This is a genomic window from Aureibacillus halotolerans, from assembly GCF_004363045.1.
GTDB classification, from domain to species: Bacteria; Bacillota; Bacilli; order Bacillales; family DSM-28697; genus Aureibacillus; species Aureibacillus halotolerans.
Window position 1 is genome coordinate 135,056 of record NZ_SNYJ01000006.1, and the last position, 20,850, is coordinate 155,905.

Here is a 20,850-nt window from a genome sequence, read left to right on the forward strand (position 1 = left end):
TCTTCATAGTATAAAGGACAGAGAACGCGATACAAAAGACGGAATTACTCGCTTTTGTCCTTGCCTCTCTGTCATGACCTGCCGAATGCATTCCTTCTCTTTTGTGGACCTTCCTACTCATGGGAAAGGTCCTTTTTTTCGTCAAGCACTGGCCATGGCCTGCTGAATGAAAGCGTACGTTTAAAGAATGGGACTGGCACCGGCATCGCATGAAAGGTTTTCTCAAAAAAAGCGTGTACATACGAACGATAAATAATACTATAACGATAGCCCTCATTCTGCATGTCCTCAAGAATTGACGTCAACAGCGTCGTGCCTAAATGCTTCTGCCTGAACCCACTCCGGACAAAGACATGACCAATTTGACCTGGTGGTGTCATATATCTGTAGGCCAAGCCAAGAGGCTCTCCGGCTTCTTTAATCACATAATACATGCCATCGCTATGATTTGGATATGTAATACCAGCTTGTTGCTCCGCCATGTCTTTTAACGCAACCACTTGGTCATCACTTTCATCTTTGATGCTGACTTCTGTCAATGAGTGATCCTCGTTTTCCGGAAGCATTGTTAAATCAATGATCATGTCTCGAGGTTGAAGCAGCTGCTGCTTCACTTCTTCTTCCCCCATCTTTTCTAGAGCATTTTGCCAGCTTGGCGGTTGATTGTGATGGAATGCGCGAATGACGTGAAAAAGGTCGAGAATGTCATTCCCTGTCTTCTCCATCTCGAACAATGCCTGATGGAAAATATCATAGAGCTCCTTCGTCATGGCTGGAAAATGGACAGATCCGTAGGAAAACGTCATCGCTGTCCCTGTAGACGCTTCTTTGTCAAACGGTCCATATGGCATAACTAAACCCATGAGCCATTTATCCTCTTCTAGACAAGTAAAGCTTGCCTTCAAGAAGTCTGATGAAGTAAGCAACTCCCCTTCAATCATATCGTCTGTTGCTAAATGTATGACGTTTAACAACCGAGGAGCCAATTGCTTCCGATCCTTATGTGGCGGGAGAAGACTTTTCGTCATAATAATTTTGGCTTGTCCACTTTGATCCATATCGACACTAGCGACCGAAAAGCCTGATTGCACATTAAGGAGCAGCATTTCTCTCCATTTGTTGTACGTATGCGTTTCAACGACTTTATACTGTTGATTTCGAAGCCAAGAATGCTGAAGCCTCATTAATGTGCTTGCGACTTTCTTTCTTCGAAAAGCGGGGTCGACACATCCCATCCAGCTATAATGGTGACCTGGTTCGCGGTCATACCCCATTTTAAAGCCTGCCAATGTGTCATTTTCAAACGCTGCAAAGATGAGGAGCGGCGAGTTTTGCTTCATTTTTCGATACAACACATTTGGATTGCTTCCAAAGACATGACTGTATAATTGCAAGAGCTGATTAAGCACAAAGCCGGGAAGCGAATCCTGGTACATTTCAAATCTCATCTTTTTCCGCCTTTTCTGCTTTTCTATTATTGTACAGAAAAAGCTGACAATTAAACAGTGTAGAAGTCATTTGGTGTGAAAAGTACTTCTACATCACCCAACTTTCGCAGTGCAAAAATCACCTTCAACGTTGGCTGTGCCTTAGTGAAAGCAAGGTCAGATAAATTAAATGACATCTTCTGTATTCGTGAAATTTAAAGTTGCCAATCTCATAATCCTGTATTTTCTAAAACATCGCTTTTAAAAACTAAGTGGATCTCTACGCTCTAAATTACTAGATGGATCTCTTTCGTCACATCATAAAAGATGAGTGCACCATTAAAAGCATCCACCAACGAGACTGCAGCGACAAAGAAAACACGACGAGGTCTTCTCGAGTCGATGTTGCACTATGGTGTAAAAAAACACGACCGCTTCGTCAAAATACTTCGCATTCCGCGGGCACGGCTTCAGCTTCCTCGGAAAGCAAAAGCTTTCCGAGGGGATCTTCAGCTCGCGCTGTTCTCGCAGGAGTCTACGTATTTTGACTACGCTGACGTTTGTTTCTGCGTAGTTTTTTTATTTTGACCCGGTTTCAAAAAACGGAGATTTGAATTAGCTGGAATGAGTAAATTTCATAACAAAGCGAGCTATAGCCGCTTGTCATTAATGACTGGTATTCGATTTTATCACTTGTCCTATCGTAATGCTGCTAAGGACATTCACACAGAAGGCGTTTTCCCCATAAAAAATGCGGATACAGCTTCTAGCAGCTCTCTTTCATCCGTGCCTGTCGTAATGATCGTAATTGGATCCCCTGAATTTATGAACGCTGCAACCAAACCAAGTAGGCTCTTGCCATTTATTTTCCGCTCATTTTTATGGATAAATACGTCAGCCTCATATTGGTGAACCATCCAGATAAAACTTTGGATATTCGGCTGTGTCATGGTGACTCTGCTCACCGTTTCTTTAACAAAGCTCATGTTTTGCCCCTCCTTTTTCTTTACAGTATGTGAGTTGATTTAAGAATGCTTGTATGATGGCGGAGCATCTTTAAGCTCATGTCGAGTAGTCTATAGTATTCAAAAGTCTACCAAGCTCCGATGGGGAAGTAAAGAGGTATCTTGGCTTATGTTGATAAAGTTGCTCATAGCCTTCAAAACCCCATGTGACGGCTGCAATATCAATGCCTGTTTCCTTGCATGCAAAAATATCTCTCTCCTCATCTCCAATATAAAGCACTTCTTTAGGGGAGAGCTGCTTCTGTCGCAGGAATTTTCTCAGGAAAGAAGCCTTCCCATAAAGCGAGCTTCTTCCAATAATTTCATGGAACATTTCAGCGTTGTTTTTATGTAAAAATGATTGAATTACTCTCTCATCATTGGAAGACAGGACCCCCATCTGATAGCTTTTCTCAGCAGCTGTTCGGATCACCCCTTCGATGCCATCAATAAAGTCTAAAGAATCCAGCTGCTCTCGGTACCTCGATCTAAACACATGAAGAAGCTGTGGAATTTTATAGATTGGAACACCAAGGAGCTCACATTTCTGTTTGATTGATGCCTCTTTCAAGGGACGCATATCCTTTGCGTGAATATGTTTAAACCCATGGGTGGAAGCCAGTTCGTTAAAAATGCGAACCGCTAAAGGCACAGAATCAACAAGAGTTCCGTCAAAATCAAAAAGAACATAACGGTAGTACATAAACGATACCCCTTTCTCCTTCATAGAAAAAACTGCTTTGCAATCAGCGCAATGCAGTTTCAATGACAACATTGTTCACTTGTATGAAGCGAATCGACATTTTGGAGTTCAAAGCACCAGCGGTTACTTGTCGGTTCCCGTTAAATACCCTTCAACAGCTTTTGCTGCATCCTCTGCATCGGCGCCTTCTACTTGGACGTTGAACTCTGCACCTTTGCGAATTGGAAGCGCTAAAAGGCCCATCATGCTTTTTGCATCGATTACAAAAGTTCCTTTCAACAACTTGATATCGGCGGAAAAGCCGCTCGTCAATTGACAAAAATCCACGGTTGTTTTTTGGTCAAATTGTCGCTCCACAAGAATGCTTTTCTCAATTCGCTTCATTCGTTATCCCTCCGCATACGTTTTCCAACGATACACTTTATGCGTGAGGTTTTTATTCAGAACGTTGTGCGTGCGTTCTTCCAATTCTTTTTTAATAGTCCATAGACAATATGATCCACATATCCCGATGGCAGCCACTCAACTTCATGAAGGAGACCTTCTTGTTGGAACCCAAAACGTTCTGGGATGCGGATACTTTTCTCATTTTTAGTTGCACAGCGTATTTCCACACGATGAAGTCCGTACGCAGAAAATGCATAATCTATCATCGCTTTCGTTGCCGTTGTCATAATCCCATTGCCCGTGTAAGAACCTGCAAGCCAATACCCTAGACTGGCATTGCGATTAAACCAATCAATTGAGTGAAAGCCAATACTGCCTACAATGATGTCATCGTAGAGAATGCAGGCTTGAAACCCATCATTTCGACGGAACTGATCGATCGAGCGTTGAACAAACTTTGTCACATAATCAGGTCCTGTGGCATAATCCACCCACCCTAACCACTCACGCAATTGACTTCTGTGGGCGGTAATGAGCTTGTAGAGCGCAGGCACATCAGACATGCGTGTCAATCTTAGATGGACCCGATCGGAGGCTGAAATGTGCACATCATTCGCTGGCATTTTTTTAGAATACATACGACTACGCCCCTCTTCTCATCAATTGAATTACCTGAGATACCATTTGCCACCCATCACTTGAACGTGAGCCCACTTTAAACGGAACCAAGTTGACAATTCCTATCCACAGATTAAACGCCGCCGTGAGATTAAGGAAGGTATCACTATGCTCGCCGTCAAAAAGAAGGAGCGCAATAAGCAAGTTGACGGCAGGTCCAGCAAAGGAGATCGTGATTTTTGCGACGCTCGATAACTGATCAGCATTGGTCTTTGAATAGGCCCCTAAAAACCAAAACAGTCGTAGCTGAAAGAGGACCTGAAAGCATTGTAATTGAAGCAGTATTTTACCCCCACCTATGACGATGGTTGCTTCTGAAGCTCCCATAATTCGTGCACTAATGGCATGGGCCATTTCATGAATGACAATCGTTAATGGAACGACCAGAGCAAGAAAGGCTAAGAAAATGACTGCTGTCACCTTCTACATCCTTTCACAGCTTGATGCTTCTTTTAAAACGATCAGTTCAGATGCGATCATTTGGCATTTCTCGAGGGGGATATCCTCATCGAACGATTGGGCATAAATAAATTGAATCTTATTGGCGAGCATTTTTTCGTTTGCTGAACTCATTAGTTCCTGTAATACGTCGACAGGTTCTGTCTCGTAAAAGTCCTCACCAAGGAGGAACGGGTCCCATTGTTTAAGCTTTTCAATCACTAGTTCTTGAAACATTTTTCCCACCTACCTTTTTTCTCATACCTCTATATTAGAAGGTATCGTAAAATCACGCAACGGGCATCCTTCGTGCCAACGGAATTCCTATGATATAATAAGCATTCACAATGGAATATTCAAGGAGGCATAACAGCATTGCTTAACTTCGACGATCAAATTAATCGCATCAATTCATCTTCTCTAAAATGGGACAACACGAAAAAACGGTTCGGTCATGACAATCTGTTGCCAATGTGGATTGCCGATATGGACTTTAAAGCGCCTGAACCTGTTCTTCATGCCATACAAGATAGAATTAGCCACGGCATCTTTGGGTATACCGATGTATCCACCGAAGCCGTGGATGCCATTTTGCAATGGTACGAAACACGTCACGAGACAACGCTCCAACGCGAATGGCTAACGTATAGCCCAAGTGTCGTCGCTTCACTTGCGATTGCAGTCAACGCATACTCTGAACCTGGAGACTCTTGTCTGATACAAACACCCGTTTATCCACCATTTTTCGATGTCGTGAAAAACAATGATCGTGAGCTAATAACCAATCCGTTAAAGCTCGAAAACGACAGGTATGGAATCGACTTTGAGGATTTAGAGGTTAAATTGGCTCAAAAACCAAAGCTGATGATCCTATGCAGCCCTCATAATCCTGTAGCACGGGTTTGGTCACAAGAAGAATTATTAAGGATTCTTGACCTTTGTTTGACATATGACGTCCTGCTGATTTCCGATGAAATTCATGCAGACCTCGTCTTTTCACCAAACAAGCATACGATGGCATTGCAATTGGATGAACGCTACCATGATCATATCATTTGCTGTCTTTCCCCAAGCAAAACGTTTAATTTAGCTGGGCTACAGGCGTCGGTCGTTGCAATACCAAACAAACGCCATCGGGCCGCCTTTAACAAGTACTACAGTCGCTTTGGTCTTTCCCAATTAAATACGTTAGGGATGACTGCTATGGCTACAGCCTATGGTCAAGGGGCTGATTGGCTCGATGAATTACTCACCTATTTGGCAGAAAACGTGCGTATCGTTGAGCAATTTATTGAAGAAGAGCTTCCTAATGTGAAGCTGATTAAGCCAGAAGCGACTTATTTGCTGTGGCTTGACTTCTCTTCTTTAGAGCTTTCCGATGACGAGCTAAATCAACTATTACTCTCAAAAGGTGGCATTGCCATGAACGCAGGAACATCTTTTGGCTCTGAAGGCAGTGGTTTCATGCGCTTGAACATCGCATGTCCATCCGCTGTTGTTAGGGAAGGTATGGAACGGATTAAAAAAGCAGTGACTTCACTAGCATAAGAGTATGGAGAAAACAGGACAAGGTGGAATGGCGCCTTGTCCTGCTTTTGTTTTTTATGAACATCCAACAATTCATTTGATTTTGTATGGTGAAAAGAAAACACGACCGCTACGTCAAAATACTTCGCGTTCCGCGGGCACGGCTTCAGCTTCCTCGGAAAGCCTTTCCTGCGGGATCTTCAGCTCGCGCTGTTCCACCCTAAAGGGTATAAGGTCAACATCGATTCGAGAGTACCTCATCGTGTTTTCTTTTCACCCTAAGGGTACAAGTGCAACATCGACTCGAGAAGACCTCGTCGTGTTTTCTTTGCAGCTGGAGTCTACGTATGTTGACTACGCTGATGTTTGTTTCTTCGTAAATTGGTTTTATTTAAGAAAAGTAAGCGTATCGTTTCATGCAAAGTTATTTCACTTAGTGCAATATTGCTTCGCTCTGGCACATCGGCGTCTTTATTCATGACTTCAATTTAAGTCTAAGAGAATCAGCTTCCAACGCCATTTGCTTTTGTCCAGTAATAATCGTGTCAAGCCGCTTAAGTCTCTCTTTGAATTCATGGTTGTTTGGTTCATCCTCTGCTTGTGCTAATAGATAAAAGAACTGTGGGACTTCCCACACACTCCTCAAAGCGATGCTTAAACAAAAGCCATATCTCACTAAGTCTTCATTTCCCGCCCAACCCATATCTCGCAGCCCTTCTAAGTATGCAATATATAGAGAGGTTTGAAACCTTGAATATTGATCAGGCGGAATAATTCCAAGACTCATGTTTACGCCAAATAACTTGCCTACGTCTTCTCCTACTCCTGAACTACTCATGAACTGCCAGTCGATGAGCACTAACTGTAACTCGCTCAACTCTTTTTTTACGAGTAGCATATTCATTTGACTTAAATCTTGATGTGCTAGTACATGTGGAAGCTGTTTGAGCGTTTCTAATGAAGAATCAATGTTTTCGAGAAGTTCTTGGTTCCAGGTCCATATTCTTTGTTCATTGTCCGTCGATATTCGGCTTGCATACGCCTCTATATTAGGCGCATACAAGCGGCATGAGGTTGTCCATGACTTGAGCCAATTTTTGCATATCCATTGATGATCAGGCACGGTATTAATGCCCTTAAGATATGCCCCATTAAAACGACCTAGCTGTCGAGCAATATAAGAAAACTCCTCAACTGTATTTGCGTATTCGCCTTTTACATATTCCATCCAGAGCCAAATGGTACCATCTTGTTGTTCTTCAACCAAATAGCTTTCAGTAGCGCTAATGGAATTCGGGAGTTCTTTCAAAACCCCTGTTTCAAAAACAAGTGCTTCTCTGCGCCAGTAGTTGTGATGTGCAACGTTATCTTTCTCGGCTGACTCTGGTTTAATGATTTTTAAAACAACGCACCACGGTTTACATTCGTCATGTAGCTTTACATAACCATGCAAGCGGAATATCCCAAATGTCGTAAAGTTTGGTTGTTTATAACCGATGTCGTCACAAGTAATTGATACAAGTTTGACAGCTGCGTTTCTAAAGATCTTTTGAATACAAGTGTGGATCTGATCAACCTTATTCTCTATAGGTATTTCAGTATTATTTTCCAACGAAAAGTGCATATAATCTCCCCTCCATCTATTCTCTGTCGGTTCGTCCCCTTAGTGCCATTCAGCTTCTCTTTTCAAGCGCTAAAATTCGTGACACTGGTCATTCGCTACGCATCTTCTTCAAACGAATGCAAAAATCCTTTGTAGGCTGGTTTTATGCATAAAAAAAGACGTCTCCCTTATCTCAAGATAAGAATGGCGTCATTTTTGGCGTTCATATTTAAGGTGTGTCTGAGAATTCAGAAGGGAGCAGATGTTGCCGAATTTTCGTTCCTAGCAAGGCGCTTTTTCGCAGTCGTACCAAGCGTACGTCAAGAAAAAGGAACGCAGGTGGGGACGAAAAGGTGGGGACAGATGCCGCTGAGCGAGTTTTAAGACACGCCCTAATTAGCAGTTGCCGATCTTCCCTGTGAGCTCACGCGTATGTTTGGATTTGCTAAGTTCTTTGTCAATGCGAACGAGAAGGTTGTCTACATCCTCTTTGGTGACTGGTTTTCGTGCGTCTTCTGTTGGTTCCTCTTTTAACTGCTTCATCATTCGTCGAGCACCTCCGGCGAACCCTTGTCGTATACTAGTTATTCTATAGGATTCTATTGTTCTCGACCGTCTAGGACATTTTATTCACTTTTGTTTTACTTTTTCACTGATTAGCCCACATGCTACCCTGGCACCGCCATCCCCAGCAGGCTGGGTCATGCCATCGTCGGCTTCTTCCTGAATGATGAACGACGTACCGTCTGGTCGAATTAATGAATTCTTTTTCTCTTTATCTAGCGTCACATTTTGTGCCTCAAGATCGATGGCAATGCGCCCATCGTTGTCTGCTTCAATATTAGGCAAATCTCCCGCATGAGCTCCTTTGGCGTTTAACAAGCCATGCTCCTTTTCGTCAGGATTAAAATGACTCCCGGCTGATTTAAAATCCGGCCCCTCACAAGACCCATATTCGTGTATATGCAATCCGTGTGGACCCGTAGCTAATCCACGCACATCAATATGGATTTTTACACCTTTTGCTGCTTTTGATACATTGGCTATACCAATTTTATCGCCATCTGCATTGAAGAAAGTGACGTCTTTCGCTGTTACATTGTCGGTTCCACACCCTGCTGCGCATAGGCCAAGACTACAAATAATGCCGATCGTTATTTTCTTCAATCGTAAGCCTCCAGAGATAAGGCACTATCGAACGAGCTGCCTTTTTCTTCAGCTTTTACTAGCAGGTCTTGTTTTACTCTTTTTATTTTTCTTTTTGTGATTCCTTGCTTGCGGTATGTCCTTTTCCATCATGCAATCCAAAACGGTCATTCGTGCGTTGCTCTTCTTTTTTTGACGAACGGATGAAAGCCCTGAATGTCAGAAAAGCACCAATCAGAAAAACAAATAGAATGATAAAGGACGGAATGTATTCTGTCTTGTCCTGAGGAAAATAAAGAAAATCCATCATTTGCGATCACTCCAATTTTTTGTCTTTGTCATTCGTTCAATAGGCTTGACAGCCGCTGGCACAATCCTTACGCTTGCAATGAGCTAGAACTTATTCTATTAGGGAGTGGGTAGTATGTCAGAGTATACAATAGGGTCCATCGTTAAAGGGCGATATAAAACGGGGAGCTATGTAGGGGAAATAACTGCGGTTAAACAAGGAACCGTGGTCGTCCGCGTTTTGGCTGTGCGAACACACCCTACACAAGGCGATCTCCATCAACCAAACACAGGAAATGTCCCCTTCTTTCAAGAGCGCAAAGCCCTTGCAAAAAATGAGCAAGCCAATATGGCGATACATACCATCCAGCCCTTTCACGAGGACGTGCCGGATTATAAAACATCTTTAAAGAATGCCTTAAGCAGGTTGGAAAACCAACTGTTAGAACATACTGATGCATTGTTTCGTGATCGGTCGCTCACCGCATTAAACAGTTTAAAAAGCGATTATGGCATCGAATCGAGTTGAAGTTGAGGAAACAAAAGTAAAGGGTGGCCTAAAAGGCGACCCTCAACATGACAAAGCCGTAGGACAAGCTTGAAACAAAGCTTACGCCTCTTCGCCAAGCTCTGCAGTGATGGCTTCTGTGAGTCCTTCGATAGCCTCTTGCTCATCTCGGCCATCTGCACTTAACTTCACTGTCGCGCCTTTAGGTACACCAAGGGACATGACACCCATAATCGACTTCAGGTTTACTGACTTGTCATTGTATGAGATATTGATGTCTGCTTGGTATTGACCTGCTTTGTTCACTAACTGTGTTGCAGGACGTGCATGCAAACCTGTGTCATTCGTAATCGCAAATGTTTTTTCAATCATTGTATTGACTCCTTTACAAGTAGTAGCAGAAGGTGAGAATTTGCTTACCTATGTACCTTTGCTAAATCAGAACGATTCTGCAACTATGGCATCATAGTTCACTCTACCGCCACCTATCATCATAAAACGTTTACCGCTGAAAATCAATATTTTCATCAGAACATATGCTTTTTCCTGCTGTTTTCGACAAATGAAGGACACATTCGTTAAAGACCTACAAATTTGAGGAGTTGCAAAGCCTTGACCGACTTAACGATCCGTTCATTAACAACGTCAGACGAGATTGCTTATCAAGCGATGGATAATGGACTTGCGCATGATTATATGTTGTCTATTTTTAGTGATCTGGTTTCATCGAAAACAGGAGAGCTTTACGGTCTTTTTCAAGATAACCACACACTTTTGGCTACAGCTGGGTATACGCTTCATAAGGATCATGCAATGATTGGCCGTTTACGAACAGCCGTCCCTGCCAGAGGCAAAGGGTACGCAAAGACTATCCTTCGTTTTGCTCTTGAAGGGGCTCTGGCTCACCCTGATGTTCGCTGGGTTGGCGCCTACACTGCTAAAAACAACGTCGCTTCACAAGCTGTACTGAATTCGATCGGCTTACAACCTTTAGTAACGTTGTCAACACATCTTATCCGACCAGATCGTATTCCGTTGTTACAACAACAGATGACATGGACAAAAAGCGGCACCCCTTTTCTAAACTTTACGGAAGCTAGTACTACATTAACAACGGAAGCTTATTATCCATACCCTTACAATGATTCACATGTCATCAATCACTATCTTGCTGAGGCTCTGTGTTATACACATACACCCTCAGGTAAATACGTTTTTTTCAGCTTCGATGAAAAGGATGATTCCTTTCTCCTGATGAACACGCCTTGCCCTTCCGTTCTCCAGGATCCAGATCTATGGACACTGGCAATGCAGCTTGCTAAAGATCATTCTCGCGTCCTCCGTTTCGATGCTGAATGGCCTCTATCAGAAAGCATTCCTCTCTCGACAGAAATGTATACTGTGGAGGAGCCGTGGATGGTTTTTGAGGTGTCCCCCTTTGTCCTAGAGGGATTAAATAGGTAAACTCAACTTTCGCAGTGCAAAGAAAACACGATGAGGTACTTCCGGCTGCTTCGTCAAAATACTTCGCTTTCCGCGGGCACGGCTTCAACTTCCTCGGAAAGTAAGCTTTCCTCCGGGATCTTCAGCTCGCGCTGTTCCCGCAGGAGTCTACGTATTTTGACTACGCTGATGTTTGTTTCTGCGTATATTGTTTTTATTTTATCCCGGTCTCTTATAACGAGTAAGAAACGTGTTAAGGCGTGTTGCACCCAAACAAGACAAGTAAGTGTATCGTTTCAGCAAGTTGGATCACCTATTGCAGTATTGATGCAGCGGTGGACTTATGTTTAGATAACTTGCGTAGTTCAAAATCAACATCAACGCTGGCTATGCTTGAGTGGAGGCGAGGTGGCATAGAACAATGAACCTCTTCAAGACAACGCCTGCTGTATTTAGAAAATATAAAAGTGACAATGTTCAGAAATACTCATTTTCTAATTGATCCCTTTTTAGTAACTAAGCGAATCTCTAGTCTAAATAACGAGATGAGTCCCTTATAATTCATGTCACATTATAAAAAACAAGTGAATCATGAAAAGCAACCACAATTATGGATTGCAGATCAGTTGTATCTTTGTGTATCTCCAAAATTCAAGGTGGGAAAGGAGTTAATAGCTAAAGAAATGATATTGCAGGAACAAAACGAATTCACAAGACCGTGGATAGAGAGACTCTTGGATGTTTTTCAGCTAATGCCCTTTCCACGAATTTAGTTTGATAACAGTTGAAACTGAAACTTCAAAAGACCTTTCTCATTTCATTCGTCCTTTTGATAAACCAAAAACGGCTACTAGTGAGACTCCTGCGGCAAAGAAATCACGACGAAGTATTTTTGAGTCGATGATGCACTTGTACCCTTTAAGGTGAAAGCGAACGTATAGCCGTTTGCCTATAGAGAGTGTTTTCCAGCTGTTAACTTGTGCAAAAACAAGAACCACACTTCATTCTATGTAATAAGATCTACGTTACCTGAACGGACACTAGAGAGCTTCTTCACGATCGGGAGCCCTTAATGTAAACCTAAATAAAAATAAGTTGACATTAAACGCATCCCGGTTTTACACTATAGAAAATCCTATAGGAGGCGTTCTCATTGCAACAAGCGAATCGTCCAACATACACACTAACGCTCATCGCTTTATTCGCTGCATTAATGGCAATAGGTTCAAACATTACGTCATGGTTTCCTTTTTTTAAGGTTGGAGAGGTTCCAATTACCCTTCAAACATTCATTGCCATACTGTCAGGGGCGCTGCTTGGGAAAAAGAAAGGCAGTGCAGCCATTCTTCTTTATTTGGCGATTGGCTTTTGCGGGTTGCCGGTATTTTCTCAATTTAGAAGTGGACCGAGCATTGTTGTTGATCCAACATTTGGTTTTTTGCTTTCGTTCCCCATAGCTGCTTGGGTAACAGGTTATTGGTGTGAAAAGCATGCGCCAAAAATGAAGCATTACGTAACCGGTGCTTTACTTGGCTGTGCGATAAATTATTTCGTTGGAACGAATTTAATGTATCTGTCTCTGATCACTATCGCCGAAGCTCCTCCTCAATTTAGTTATTGGATGGCTTGGCTTTGGATGCTTCCCCCATTGCCTAAAGATATTATTTTAAGCATTGTTGCAGCGTCGATTGCTTTAAGAGTGTATAAAGCTATCCCACATCTATTGCCTAAGTCAACTTCTATTGGCAACAGTCCTTAGGTTAGAGATGCCCTATTGCTAGAGCCTTTATTTTATAGCGAAAGCATTGAATCGTTGCTCCCAGACAGAAGCATCAAATGCATTCTATGACGAAAAACAAGCGTCCATTCTCAAAAAGTAGAGAAGGACGCTTGTAAATACCATTTAAACATTATGCGTTGCAAATAAAGTTCGCTAACGTACGCACCATAACGCCAGTGGCTCCTTTTGGTCCAAGAGCATGCGCACTTGACGTTGTCGCTGTGCCTGCAATATCTAGATGGACCCACGGTTTCCCTGAAGTAAATTCCCCTACAAATAATCCTCCCATAATCGGGTGTGCCAGTCGCCCAGGTGAATTATTCAAGTCAGCTATATCACTGCTACGAACCCGCTCCTTATAGGTGTCAAAGGAAGGCAATAACCAAATTGGCTCATCACAAGTCTTTGCTGCTTGTTCAACCTCTTTGTAGAGCTCTTCGTTGTTTGTCATCGCTCCAGTTGTCGTATCTCCAAGAGCAACGGTCACACCACCAGTGAGTGTGGCCACATCAATAATTTCTGTCGCTCCCTTTGACACACTATACGCCACTGCGTCTGCAAGGGCGAGGCGTCCCTCTGCGTCCGTATTTTTGATCTCAATGGTCATCCCATTCATTGCCCGCACCACATCATCTGGTTTGAATGCACTGGCACTAATCATGTTGTCTGTCGATGGAATCACACAAAGGACGTTTTTCTTAGGCTGAAGCTCACCAATCACTTGCATCGCTCCAAGCACAGCCCCTGCACCACCCATATCAGCCTTCATTCCAACTAGACCGTCCTTTGTTTTGATGGAGTAGCCACCTGTATCAAAGGTAATGCCTTTGCCAATGAGCGCAACGGTGTCATCGCTCGATGGATCTCCTTTATAGGACAAGACGATCATTTTAGGCGGTTCAACTGACCCTTGATTCACAGCCAACAGTGCACCCATCCCTAAACGCTCCATGTCCGCTTTTTCTAAGATGGTTGCTTCAAATGAATAGGTATCTGCCAAAGTTAACGCCTGTTCTGCAAGGGCAGTGGCAGTTAATTCATTCGCTGGTAAATTGACAAGTTGTCGCGCAAAACAAGTCCCTGCGCCATAGGCTTTGCCTTTTTGGATTGCTTTCTGAACATCTTCCTTAGGAGCATCTGTGATAATCATCACATTTTCGATCCCCTTGTAGACACTAGAGCTTGCTTTATAGCTAGGGAGCTTGTAAGAAGCAAGCTCCAACGCCTCTGCAAAAATATCAGCTACTTCAACTATTGAGCGGGAAGTTGTTGCATATGTATCTAAAGCAATTCCTACAGAGCTGCGTTCCTCTGTGACCCATAGCTTTATCAGTTTTCCGAAAGCTTTCTTTAAAGCCAATCTCGTTTGTTGTTTGGAAGAAGGCATCGTAAAATACAGCGATTTTACGCCTGTGTTGGCAAACGTGTGGACCTTCTCAATCGCTTTGGTTTTTCTCCAGCGTTCTAGAGACTCCTCCGTGAATAAAGCCGCATACGCTTTATGAAGCGGTGATTGTGCAGTCAACCTTTCGGATTCCTCTGTGCCAATCGCCAGGACATCCATTTGTAAGTCTATCGATAATGGTTTCTTTTCAATTTGAACATTCACAGTGATTTGCCCCTCTCTTCTCTCTTTGTAAAATGAATTGAGTAATGAATGAACGATCTTGTTACTCTACAGTTAAGTATACAAAAAGAGAAGAAACCTCGCAAAAATGAGGTTTCTTCAGTAAATCAATTCAATATTTGTTAGCACTAGAAATCAAATGGTTGTTTGCTTAAGCGCCTTCCAAGGTGCGAAGATTCCATAAAAGCAATGCACACCAGACAAAGGGATGTTTATGATCTGACTGACGAGGTTTACAAGGGCTTTACATTAAGTAACGGGTAAAATATGATATACTACACTCTAAGATATTGCACTTGTCGGTGGAAAGGATGAAAGCTTTGGATATTTTCTCGAATTTCCCGTTGTGGGCATCACTGTTTTCAATTTTATTTGCTCAAGTTGTTAAAGTACCGATTGAATTCGTAACGTCACGAAAAATATCAATCGCTCTTGTGACAAGTACGGGAGGAATGCCAAGCTCACACTCAGCGGCAGTGACCGCTTTAGCAACAGGAGTCGGTCTCGTTGAAGGTTTTGGCTCGACGTATTTCGCCATTTCTTGTGTGTTTGCTGTGATTGTCATGTTTGACGCCACTGGTGTTCGACGTCACGCAGGAGAGCAGGCCACTGTTCTTAATAAGCTCGTTTCTGATTTTAACCACTTCGTCCACGAAGCAAAGCAATGGCCTGACAAGAAAGAGAAAGAAAAAATTAAAGAGCTTAAGGAATTGTTAGGACATCAACCGATTGAAGTCTTTTTTGGTGGCATAACAGGCATCGTCTTGACCCTTTGCCTTTATTACTTTGGACTTAAACCTGCATAAGCCACGCTTAGGAGATGTTTTCTTTTTGATGGAATTGTTGTCGTAACACTTGTACAGCTTTCTGTTCATTTAATGCCGAAAACTGTTGTTGTGTTAAAGATCCATCGCCTTTTTTCACTACATACACATTGACGTTTTGTTTTCCCCATTGCTCGTATACATCGTCAACCGTTTCATAGTAAAGGTCTATTTTTGATCCTTTGATCGCGTTCCCCGTATCAGCAACAACACCGTACCCGTAATTGGGGATATACAAAATGGTTCCAATAGGAAACACATTGGGGTCGGCGGCAATCGTTGAATACAGATCGCGTTGAACCTTGACACCTGAATACGTAATCCCGTATAAAGGATGCCCAGGTGCTTTTCCCGTCGATTCAACACCAGCTGTATATCCAGTTGCCGTTACGTTGTATGATGGGAATTGTTCATAGGAATCACCACCTTCTTCAAATACAGGCAATGCTTCAACAATGCTGGAAGCTCTCACTTCATGTCGAGTTGTTTTCGGGATTGTTTTTTGCTGTAGGCTTGTGGAGTGATGATGTGCATAGTTGCCTTGCTGAACATGATCTCCCGGATAGGCCCACTGCATTAAATCCTTTGCTTTTACGTTGGATACAGACGAATACGTTGTCAACAGGGCAGCGATAAAAAATAGCATGATGCCCATTCTCCGAATGAAAGGTCTCACATTTTTCAAAAAGACCGTCACTCCTTTCTGAACCTATTCCTTTCCATAATGAAAAGAAATTATTCAAGTTCCAGGAAAAAAGAGTGACTTTACAGAAAATATCATCAATTAATATGCCTTCTTTTAGAACAAAACAAAGACAGAGCGTTTGATCACTCCGTCTTTGTTTCATACTCTTATTCGTTAGAGATATGGTCTACCTTTTAGAAAACGGTTTAAAACATCTGATACCCTCGACTTCGCAGCATACGAATGACGACCCCTGATCCAAGCGCACCGACAAACCCCATTGATAAAATAATGATATCAACAGATTTCATTAACAGAATGTTTTCGTACACTGTGGAAAAACTCGTGGATGCGTCAGTAAGATAGCTTGTTAACGGGAGTTCACCAACAATCCATACGATCACGACTGGATAGACAAAAGCCATGACCCATGTTTTTCGCAAGATCATATTCAATAAGAAACCAATGCCAAAAAACAGCACAAAAAATAAAACGACTGATATAACGACCACTGGTAAAGCCATAATTCGTTCACCTCGCTATGTATAAGTGTAGCTTGATGCAATGGTTAGGTCAATCCAATCTATGTGAAACATCACAAAATTTCCGTAAAAAAAACCCTTAGAGAAGGGTTTTTTAAGAAAGGATAACTGCGTGCATTAAAACATTTTTAGTTTGCCTTTTTTCAAGACCATTGGGATGCCGCCAAGCATCATTAGATAACGATTGTCGATGACTTTCTTCATCATTGACGCTGTTCTGCCAAAGATCTTTTTGTTTCCAAAGATGACACCAATGGCTTCCCCTTCACCTAAAGAGGCAACAGTTCCTTTTAAGTCAGGTGTAAATGTTTCAAGCTCTTGCTTGCCACGAATAAGGGAAGTGAGGTTGTGCGAAACGGTAGACGCCTGTTGAATCGCAATTTGTGCCGTCGGTGGATATGGTCGATTTGTTTCTTCATTGATGATAAGCGCACAATCACCTACGATAAAGACCTCATCACGGTTCGGGTCACGCATATCTTTACGAACCTTGACACGACCTCTCATTGTTTCAAATCCAGATTCATCAACGATGTCGCTACCACGGACACCAGCTGCCCATACCACTGTAGAGGCTTTAATTTCTTCTACCTTCTCGTCTTTTTCAACAACGATGCCTTCAGGTGTACATTCCTTAATCATTGTACCAATTTTGAATTCAACACCTTTGCTTTCAAGCAAATTCATCGCATATTCAACAAGCTCTGGATCAAAGCCTGGAAGTGCTGTCGGTGCTGCCTCAACATTGATAATACGTACTTTTTCTCTCGGAATATCATACTCTTTGCAAAGTTGTGGAACTCGATTCGCCAATTCACCGACAAATTCAATGCCTGTAAATCCGGCCCCACCAACAATAAGGGTAAGGCGCTCATCGCGGCGTTCCTTCTCGTTGTTATACACAGCAAATTGGTATTCAATATGCTCACGGATCATCCGTGCAGCGTTAATGCTTGAGATGCTGAATGCATGCTCCTTCAAGCCTTTAATGCCGAACGTTTCTGATTCGAACCCAAGTCCTACCACTAGATAATCGTAAGTCAGCTCGCCGTTTGCAAGAATGACTCTTTTTTCGTCTGGAACGACTTTAACAACGGTATCTTGTACAAATGTTGTTTTGCTTTTAGAAATACAATCCGCAATTGGGATTCTTGTTTTGTCGTGGTGTAGCGTACCAGCCGCATTTTCGTGAAGCCACGTGGTTTGATAATGATAATTGTGCTTGTTCACCAATACAACATCGGCTTCGTCCACTTTAAGATCCTTTTGTAAACGAACCGCAGTCATAATGCCCCCATAACCTGCTCCCAAGATAACAATTTTTGGTCTATTCAACCCTATCACATCCACCTTCATCATTTTATTGTGAGTTGTTTCACGAACTCATCCATGCCAATGCAAAAAAACATCTCTCATGATGCCTAAGAATCTACAGCTTATATTATTCGTTTTTTTGTCAAATTTCAACCCTGTTTTCAATTGAATCGTCTTTTTTCTACAAAAATCAGCAATTTTCTCAACAAATTCTCATGTATGACATACCAATCCGTAAACGTAATTTTGCCTTGAATGCCTTGTCCTATCCATGTGTAACATGGCTGTACACATAACAATAAAAAAGAAATGTCTCCATTGATATAAGCATATGCTCTTTAAATCTATAATACGCATAAATTAAGAAAACCTATCCGTAGATAGGTTTCAGGCTTTGAAGAAACGCTCGCTTTCTTCGTTAGTTTCCTTGTAAAATGCCCTTCTGTAAGACGAGCGTTCTAAATCTGTATTAACACTTTTCTGGTGTTCCTTCGTTTACAGCCGTTTTAAATGATGAACCGCACCCACATGTTGCAACGGCATTTGGATTTTCGATCGTAAATCCGCCACCCATCATGTTTTGTTTATAATCAATAACGGTCCCTTTTAAAATAGGCGCGTCTTGTTTATTCAATAATACTTTAATGTCGTCATGAAATTCATATTGTAGATCATCAGATTGAGCTTCTTCTTCAAAGCCCATGCCGTAGGACAAGCCACTACAGCCCCCACCTTTGACCGACACACGTAAGAACAACTCATTATTACCTTCTGCTGTTTTCATTTCACGCACCTGATAGGCGGCTGCTTCTGTAATTTCTATCATGAGATCCCCTCCATTTAAAACGGATTCCTCGAATATGGTATATAAAAAGTATAACACCTTGAAGCTTGTCAAAACAAATGAACCGATTCAGGCTGATGAGAATCGCTCGCTTTCTTCGCTGCTTTGCCTTGCTCTGTGCTCATTGTCCTTTTGGCAACTCCGCAGCATGCATTGTTTTGAAGAGGTGAATTGACCTATCTCACCTTGCTTCCACTCAAGAACAGCTAGTGTGGAAGTTGATTTTGCACTGCGAAAGTTGTCTGAATCTACATTAGGTGATATAACACTGCATTTACTTTTCTTGTTTACTAAAGCACACATCTAAACTCACTTTTCCATTTTCACTATTATACGAGACCAATATAAATAAAAATATTACGCAGAAACAAACATCAGCGTAGTCAAAATACGTAGACTCCTACGGGAACAGCGCGAGCTGAAGATCCCCTCGGAAAGCCACTTTTGCTTTCCGAGGAAGCTGAAGCCGTGCCCGTGGAAAGCGAAGTATTTTGACGAAGCGTTCGTGTCGTGATTTCTTTGCCGTTGCAGTCTTCCTAGTGGCTGCTTTTGATTAGTTGACGTTTTTTACAGGATAAGCCATGTCTCTCTCAAAACTCATCGCAGCTAATTTCATGTGAAGTTGGTTTTGCGATTTGAATGTTGAACTTACATATAATAATCCCCCGCACAAATTATACGTGCATCACCTGTCATGATGACTTCTCCTTCTGCATTCCATCTAATTTGCAATTCTCCACCTTCTAAGTGGATGAGCAAATCTTCATCTCTATTGGCATGACCGAGAAGAACCGCTGCTACGCCAGCTGCACACGCTCCAGTTCCACATGCTCTTGTTCGGCCAGACCCACGTTCCCAAACTGCAAAATGGTATTCGCTCTCAGAAACCTTTTGAACAAACTCGACATTCACACCTTCGGGAAATCTGACATCCGTCGCCAGCTTCTTACCGACGGTTTCAACAGGAGCTTTTGCAATACTATCTACGAAAATCACCGCATGCGGATTGCCCATAGACACCATTGTTGCATGCCATGTGTTATTGTCCATGTGCAAGGGATATGAAATAAGCGGCTCATTTTTTTGCTCATGTAAAAAAGGAATTTGTTCTGCCTCTAATTGTGGATAACCCATATTAATCTCAATGGTCTTTGCTTCATTTCTAGCTGTAGATATGACAGTCGCTATCACTACGCCGGACAATGTTTCGATCGTGAATTGTTTTTTTCCATTCGAGTACCCTCGATCAAAAAAGAGTTTAGCCACACAGCGCAAACCATTGCCACAATTTTTCGCTTCGCTTCCATCCATATTAAACACACGCATACGTAGATCTGCTTTTGTTGAAGGCATCATTAAGATGAGGCCATCAGATCCAATGCCAGTATTGCGATCAGAAACGTCCACCGCAACATCCTCCCAAACGAGAGTTGGAAGGTCCTCTCCAATGCAGTCCAAATAAATATAATTGTTCCCAAGAGCTTCCATTTTCACAAAAGGCAGCGTTCTTTTCATCATAGGCACCTCTTTTTTAGAAATATAATCACAGGATGCAGAAAATCGTTAAGAAAAAGCAGCATTGCCATCTTTCACCGGCGAAATGCTACTTTAGTTAAATCAGTCCAATGCTTACATTAGAACATCGGGTTTTCTTCTATATGCTCATAAATGCGTTCCACTAAGGATTCTGGTGTATCTGCAGTCACAACCTCACCGTTCACTAAGGCATATAATGAAGTTGCGCACACACTGCAATAGCTTAAACATCCATATTCGATCACATCTAAATTCGGGTCTTTTTCCAAAAGTTCCAATGCTTTTTGGGACCCATTGGCCAAATTGCTCACACAAAATTCAACCATTGGATTCATATTTATCACCTCAACATATGCGTCCTAATGCTATCAATTTAGAGGTCTTTCGTCAACATTTTCTGCTTCTATAGGTCCTCGTGTCTAGGAAAGATGTTGTGTAAATTGAACTCGTTCGTTATACTACTATTGGGATTTCGACGGATATATTGAAGAACCGTTTTTCTCAATGATGAGGATAATGTTACTTCAATATTTATACGATAAGACA

At 42.3% G+C, this 20,850-nt stretch carries 24 protein-coding genes; 5 read left to right on the forward strand and 19 right to left on the reverse strand.

The features are described 5' to 3' along the window. Nucleotides 1–113: 113 nt before the first annotated feature. From EV213_RS09150 to EV213_RS09180, 7 genes are all read right to left on the reverse strand, one after another. Entirely contained in the window at nucleotides 114–1,448 is a 1,335-nt protein-coding gene (locus tag EV213_RS09150; protein WP_133580224.1) for a GNAT family N-acetyltransferase, read from the reverse strand. 701 nt (nucleotides 1,449–2,149) lie between these two features. Then, on the reverse strand, nucleotides 2,150–2,413 hold the full coding sequence (locus EV213_RS09155; RefSeq protein WP_133580225.1) for an HPr family phosphocarrier protein: 264 nt from the start codon (nucleotides 2,411–2,413) through the stop codon (nucleotides 2,150–2,152). 76 nt (nucleotides 2,414–2,489) lie between these two features. After that, the gene (locus EV213_RS09160; protein WP_166639229.1) at nucleotides 2,490–3,134 is read right to left on the reverse strand and encodes an HAD-IA family hydrolase; all 645 of its coding nucleotides are present in this window, start codon (nucleotides 3,132–3,134) and stop codon (nucleotides 2,490–2,492) included. 123 nt (nucleotides 3,135–3,257) lie between these two features. Further along, nucleotides 3,258–3,518, reverse strand: a complete 261-nt coding sequence (locus EV213_RS09165) for an HPr family phosphocarrier protein (protein WP_133580227.1) — start codon at nucleotides 3,516–3,518, stop codon at nucleotides 3,258–3,260. 56 nt (nucleotides 3,519–3,574) lie between these two features. Further along, nucleotides 3,575–4,159: a GNAT family N-acetyltransferase gene (locus EV213_RS09170; RefSeq protein WP_208112735.1), complete on the reverse strand. Its 585-nt coding sequence runs from the start codon at nucleotides 4,157–4,159 to the stop codon at nucleotides 3,575–3,577. Between the two features lie 4 nt (nucleotides 4,160–4,163). Then, nucleotides 4,164–4,619, reverse strand: a complete 456-nt coding sequence (locus tag EV213_RS09175) for a M50 family metallopeptidase (protein WP_133580228.1) — start codon at nucleotides 4,617–4,619, stop codon at nucleotides 4,164–4,166. A gap of 3 nt (nucleotides 4,620–4,622) precedes the next feature. Further along, a complete protein-coding gene (locus EV213_RS09180; protein WP_133580229.1) occupies nucleotides 4,623–4,874 on the reverse strand; it encodes a DUF1871 family protein in 252 nt (83 codons plus the stop codon). Between the two features lie 138 nt (nucleotides 4,875–5,012). Here EV213_RS09180 and EV213_RS09185 point away from each other — a divergent pair, with 138 nt between their 5' ends. Continuing rightward, nucleotides 5,013–6,185, forward strand: coding sequence for a MalY/PatB family protein (locus tag EV213_RS09185; RefSeq protein ID WP_133580230.1), 1,173 nt, complete (start codon nucleotides 5,013–5,015; stop codon nucleotides 6,183–6,185). Nucleotides 6,186–6,639: 454 nt separating this feature from the next. Here the strand turns inward: EV213_RS09185 and EV213_RS09190 are convergent, their stop codons facing one another. From EV213_RS09190 to EV213_RS09200, 4 genes are all read right to left on the reverse strand, one after another. Then, nucleotides 6,640–7,788 carry a phosphotransferase gene (locus EV213_RS09190; RefSeq protein WP_133580231.1) on the reverse strand — a complete coding sequence of 383 codons (1,149 nt, stop codon included), beginning with the start codon at nucleotides 7,786–7,788 and terminating at the stop codon, nucleotides 6,640–6,642. A gap of 375 nt (nucleotides 7,789–8,163) precedes the next feature. Next, nucleotides 8,164–8,313, reverse strand: coding sequence for a hypothetical protein (locus tag EV213_RS20700; protein WP_166639230.1), 150 nt, complete (start codon nucleotides 8,311–8,313; stop codon nucleotides 8,164–8,166). 84 nt (nucleotides 8,314–8,397) lie between these two features. After that, nucleotides 8,398–8,934 (reverse strand): superoxide dismutase family protein, encoded by a 537-nt coding sequence (locus EV213_RS09195; RefSeq protein ID WP_133580232.1) that lies wholly within the window; start codon nucleotides 8,932–8,934, stop codon nucleotides 8,398–8,400. 82 nt (nucleotides 8,935–9,016) lie between these two features. Next, a complete protein-coding gene (locus EV213_RS09200; RefSeq protein ID WP_133580233.1) occupies nucleotides 9,017–9,223 on the reverse strand; it encodes a hypothetical protein in 207 nt (68 codons plus the stop codon). Between the two features lie 114 nt (nucleotides 9,224–9,337). Here EV213_RS09200 and kapB point away from each other — a divergent pair, with 114 nt between their 5' ends. Then, entirely contained in the window at nucleotides 9,338–9,730 is a 393-nt protein-coding gene (gene kapB, locus EV213_RS09205; protein ID WP_133580234.1) for a kinase-associated lipoprotein KapB, read from the forward strand. An 81-nt stretch (nucleotides 9,731–9,811) separates the two neighbouring features. Here the strand turns inward: kapB and EV213_RS09210 are convergent, their stop codons facing one another. Continuing rightward, entirely contained in the window at nucleotides 9,812–10,081 is a 270-nt protein-coding gene (locus tag EV213_RS09210) for a phosphocarrier protein HPr (protein WP_133580235.1), read from the reverse strand. Between the two features lie 240 nt (nucleotides 10,082–10,321). Here EV213_RS09210 and EV213_RS09215 point away from each other — a divergent pair, with 240 nt between their 5' ends. Both EV213_RS09215 and EV213_RS09220 read left to right on the forward strand, forming a co-directional pair. Continuing rightward, on the forward strand, nucleotides 10,322–11,173 hold the full coding sequence (locus tag EV213_RS09215; protein ID WP_133580236.1) for a GNAT family N-acetyltransferase: 852 nt from the start codon (nucleotides 10,322–10,324) through the stop codon (nucleotides 11,171–11,173). Between the two features lie 1,132 nt (nucleotides 11,174–12,305). Next, nucleotides 12,306–12,911, forward strand: coding sequence for a biotin transporter BioY (locus EV213_RS09220; protein WP_279512758.1), 606 nt, complete (start codon nucleotides 12,306–12,308; stop codon nucleotides 12,909–12,911). 151 nt (nucleotides 12,912–13,062) lie between these two features. Here the strand turns inward: EV213_RS09220 and EV213_RS09225 are convergent, their stop codons facing one another. Beyond that, nucleotides 13,063–14,541 (reverse strand): leucyl aminopeptidase, encoded by a 1,479-nt coding sequence (locus tag EV213_RS09225; RefSeq protein ID WP_243740046.1) that lies wholly within the window; start codon nucleotides 14,539–14,541, stop codon nucleotides 13,063–13,065. A 329-nt stretch (nucleotides 14,542–14,870) separates the two neighbouring features. Between EV213_RS09225 and EV213_RS09230 the strand changes: the two genes are divergently transcribed. Beyond that, nucleotides 14,871–15,365, forward strand: a complete 495-nt coding sequence (locus EV213_RS09230) for a divergent PAP2 family protein (RefSeq protein ID WP_424923037.1) — start codon at nucleotides 14,871–14,873, stop codon at nucleotides 15,363–15,365. Nucleotides 15,366–15,372: 7 nt separating this feature from the next. Here the strand turns inward: EV213_RS09230 and EV213_RS09235 are convergent, their stop codons facing one another. The 6 genes from EV213_RS09235 to EV213_RS09260 form a co-directional block, all read right to left on the reverse strand. Further along, a complete protein-coding gene (locus EV213_RS09235) occupies nucleotides 15,373–16,068 on the reverse strand; it encodes a 3D domain-containing protein (RefSeq protein ID WP_424923038.1) in 696 nt (231 codons plus the stop codon). A 206-nt stretch (nucleotides 16,069–16,274) separates the two neighbouring features. Further along, nucleotides 16,275–16,595 (reverse strand): YuiB family protein, encoded by a 321-nt coding sequence (locus EV213_RS09240; RefSeq protein ID WP_243740056.1) that lies wholly within the window; start codon nucleotides 16,593–16,595, stop codon nucleotides 16,275–16,277. Between the two features lie 132 nt (nucleotides 16,596–16,727). Beyond that, nucleotides 16,728–17,966 (reverse strand): NAD(P)/FAD-dependent oxidoreductase, encoded by a 1,239-nt coding sequence (locus EV213_RS09245; protein WP_208112742.1) that lies wholly within the window; start codon nucleotides 17,964–17,966, stop codon nucleotides 16,728–16,730. A 427-nt stretch (nucleotides 17,967–18,393) separates the two neighbouring features. Further along, nucleotides 18,394–18,750 (reverse strand): HesB/IscA family protein, encoded by a 357-nt coding sequence (locus tag EV213_RS09250; protein WP_133580239.1) that lies wholly within the window; start codon nucleotides 18,748–18,750, stop codon nucleotides 18,394–18,396. A gap of 666 nt (nucleotides 18,751–19,416) precedes the next feature. Continuing rightward, complete coding sequence (dapF, locus tag EV213_RS09255) at nucleotides 19,417–20,283, reverse strand: diaminopimelate epimerase (RefSeq protein ID WP_133580310.1); 867 nt, start codon at nucleotides 20,281–20,283, stop codon at nucleotides 19,417–19,419. Nucleotides 20,284–20,402: 119 nt separating this feature from the next. Further along, on the reverse strand, nucleotides 20,403–20,639 hold the full coding sequence (locus EV213_RS09260) for a YuzB family protein (protein ID WP_133580240.1): 237 nt from the start codon (nucleotides 20,637–20,639) through the stop codon (nucleotides 20,403–20,405). Between the last annotated feature and the right edge of the window lie 211 nt (nucleotides 20,640–20,850).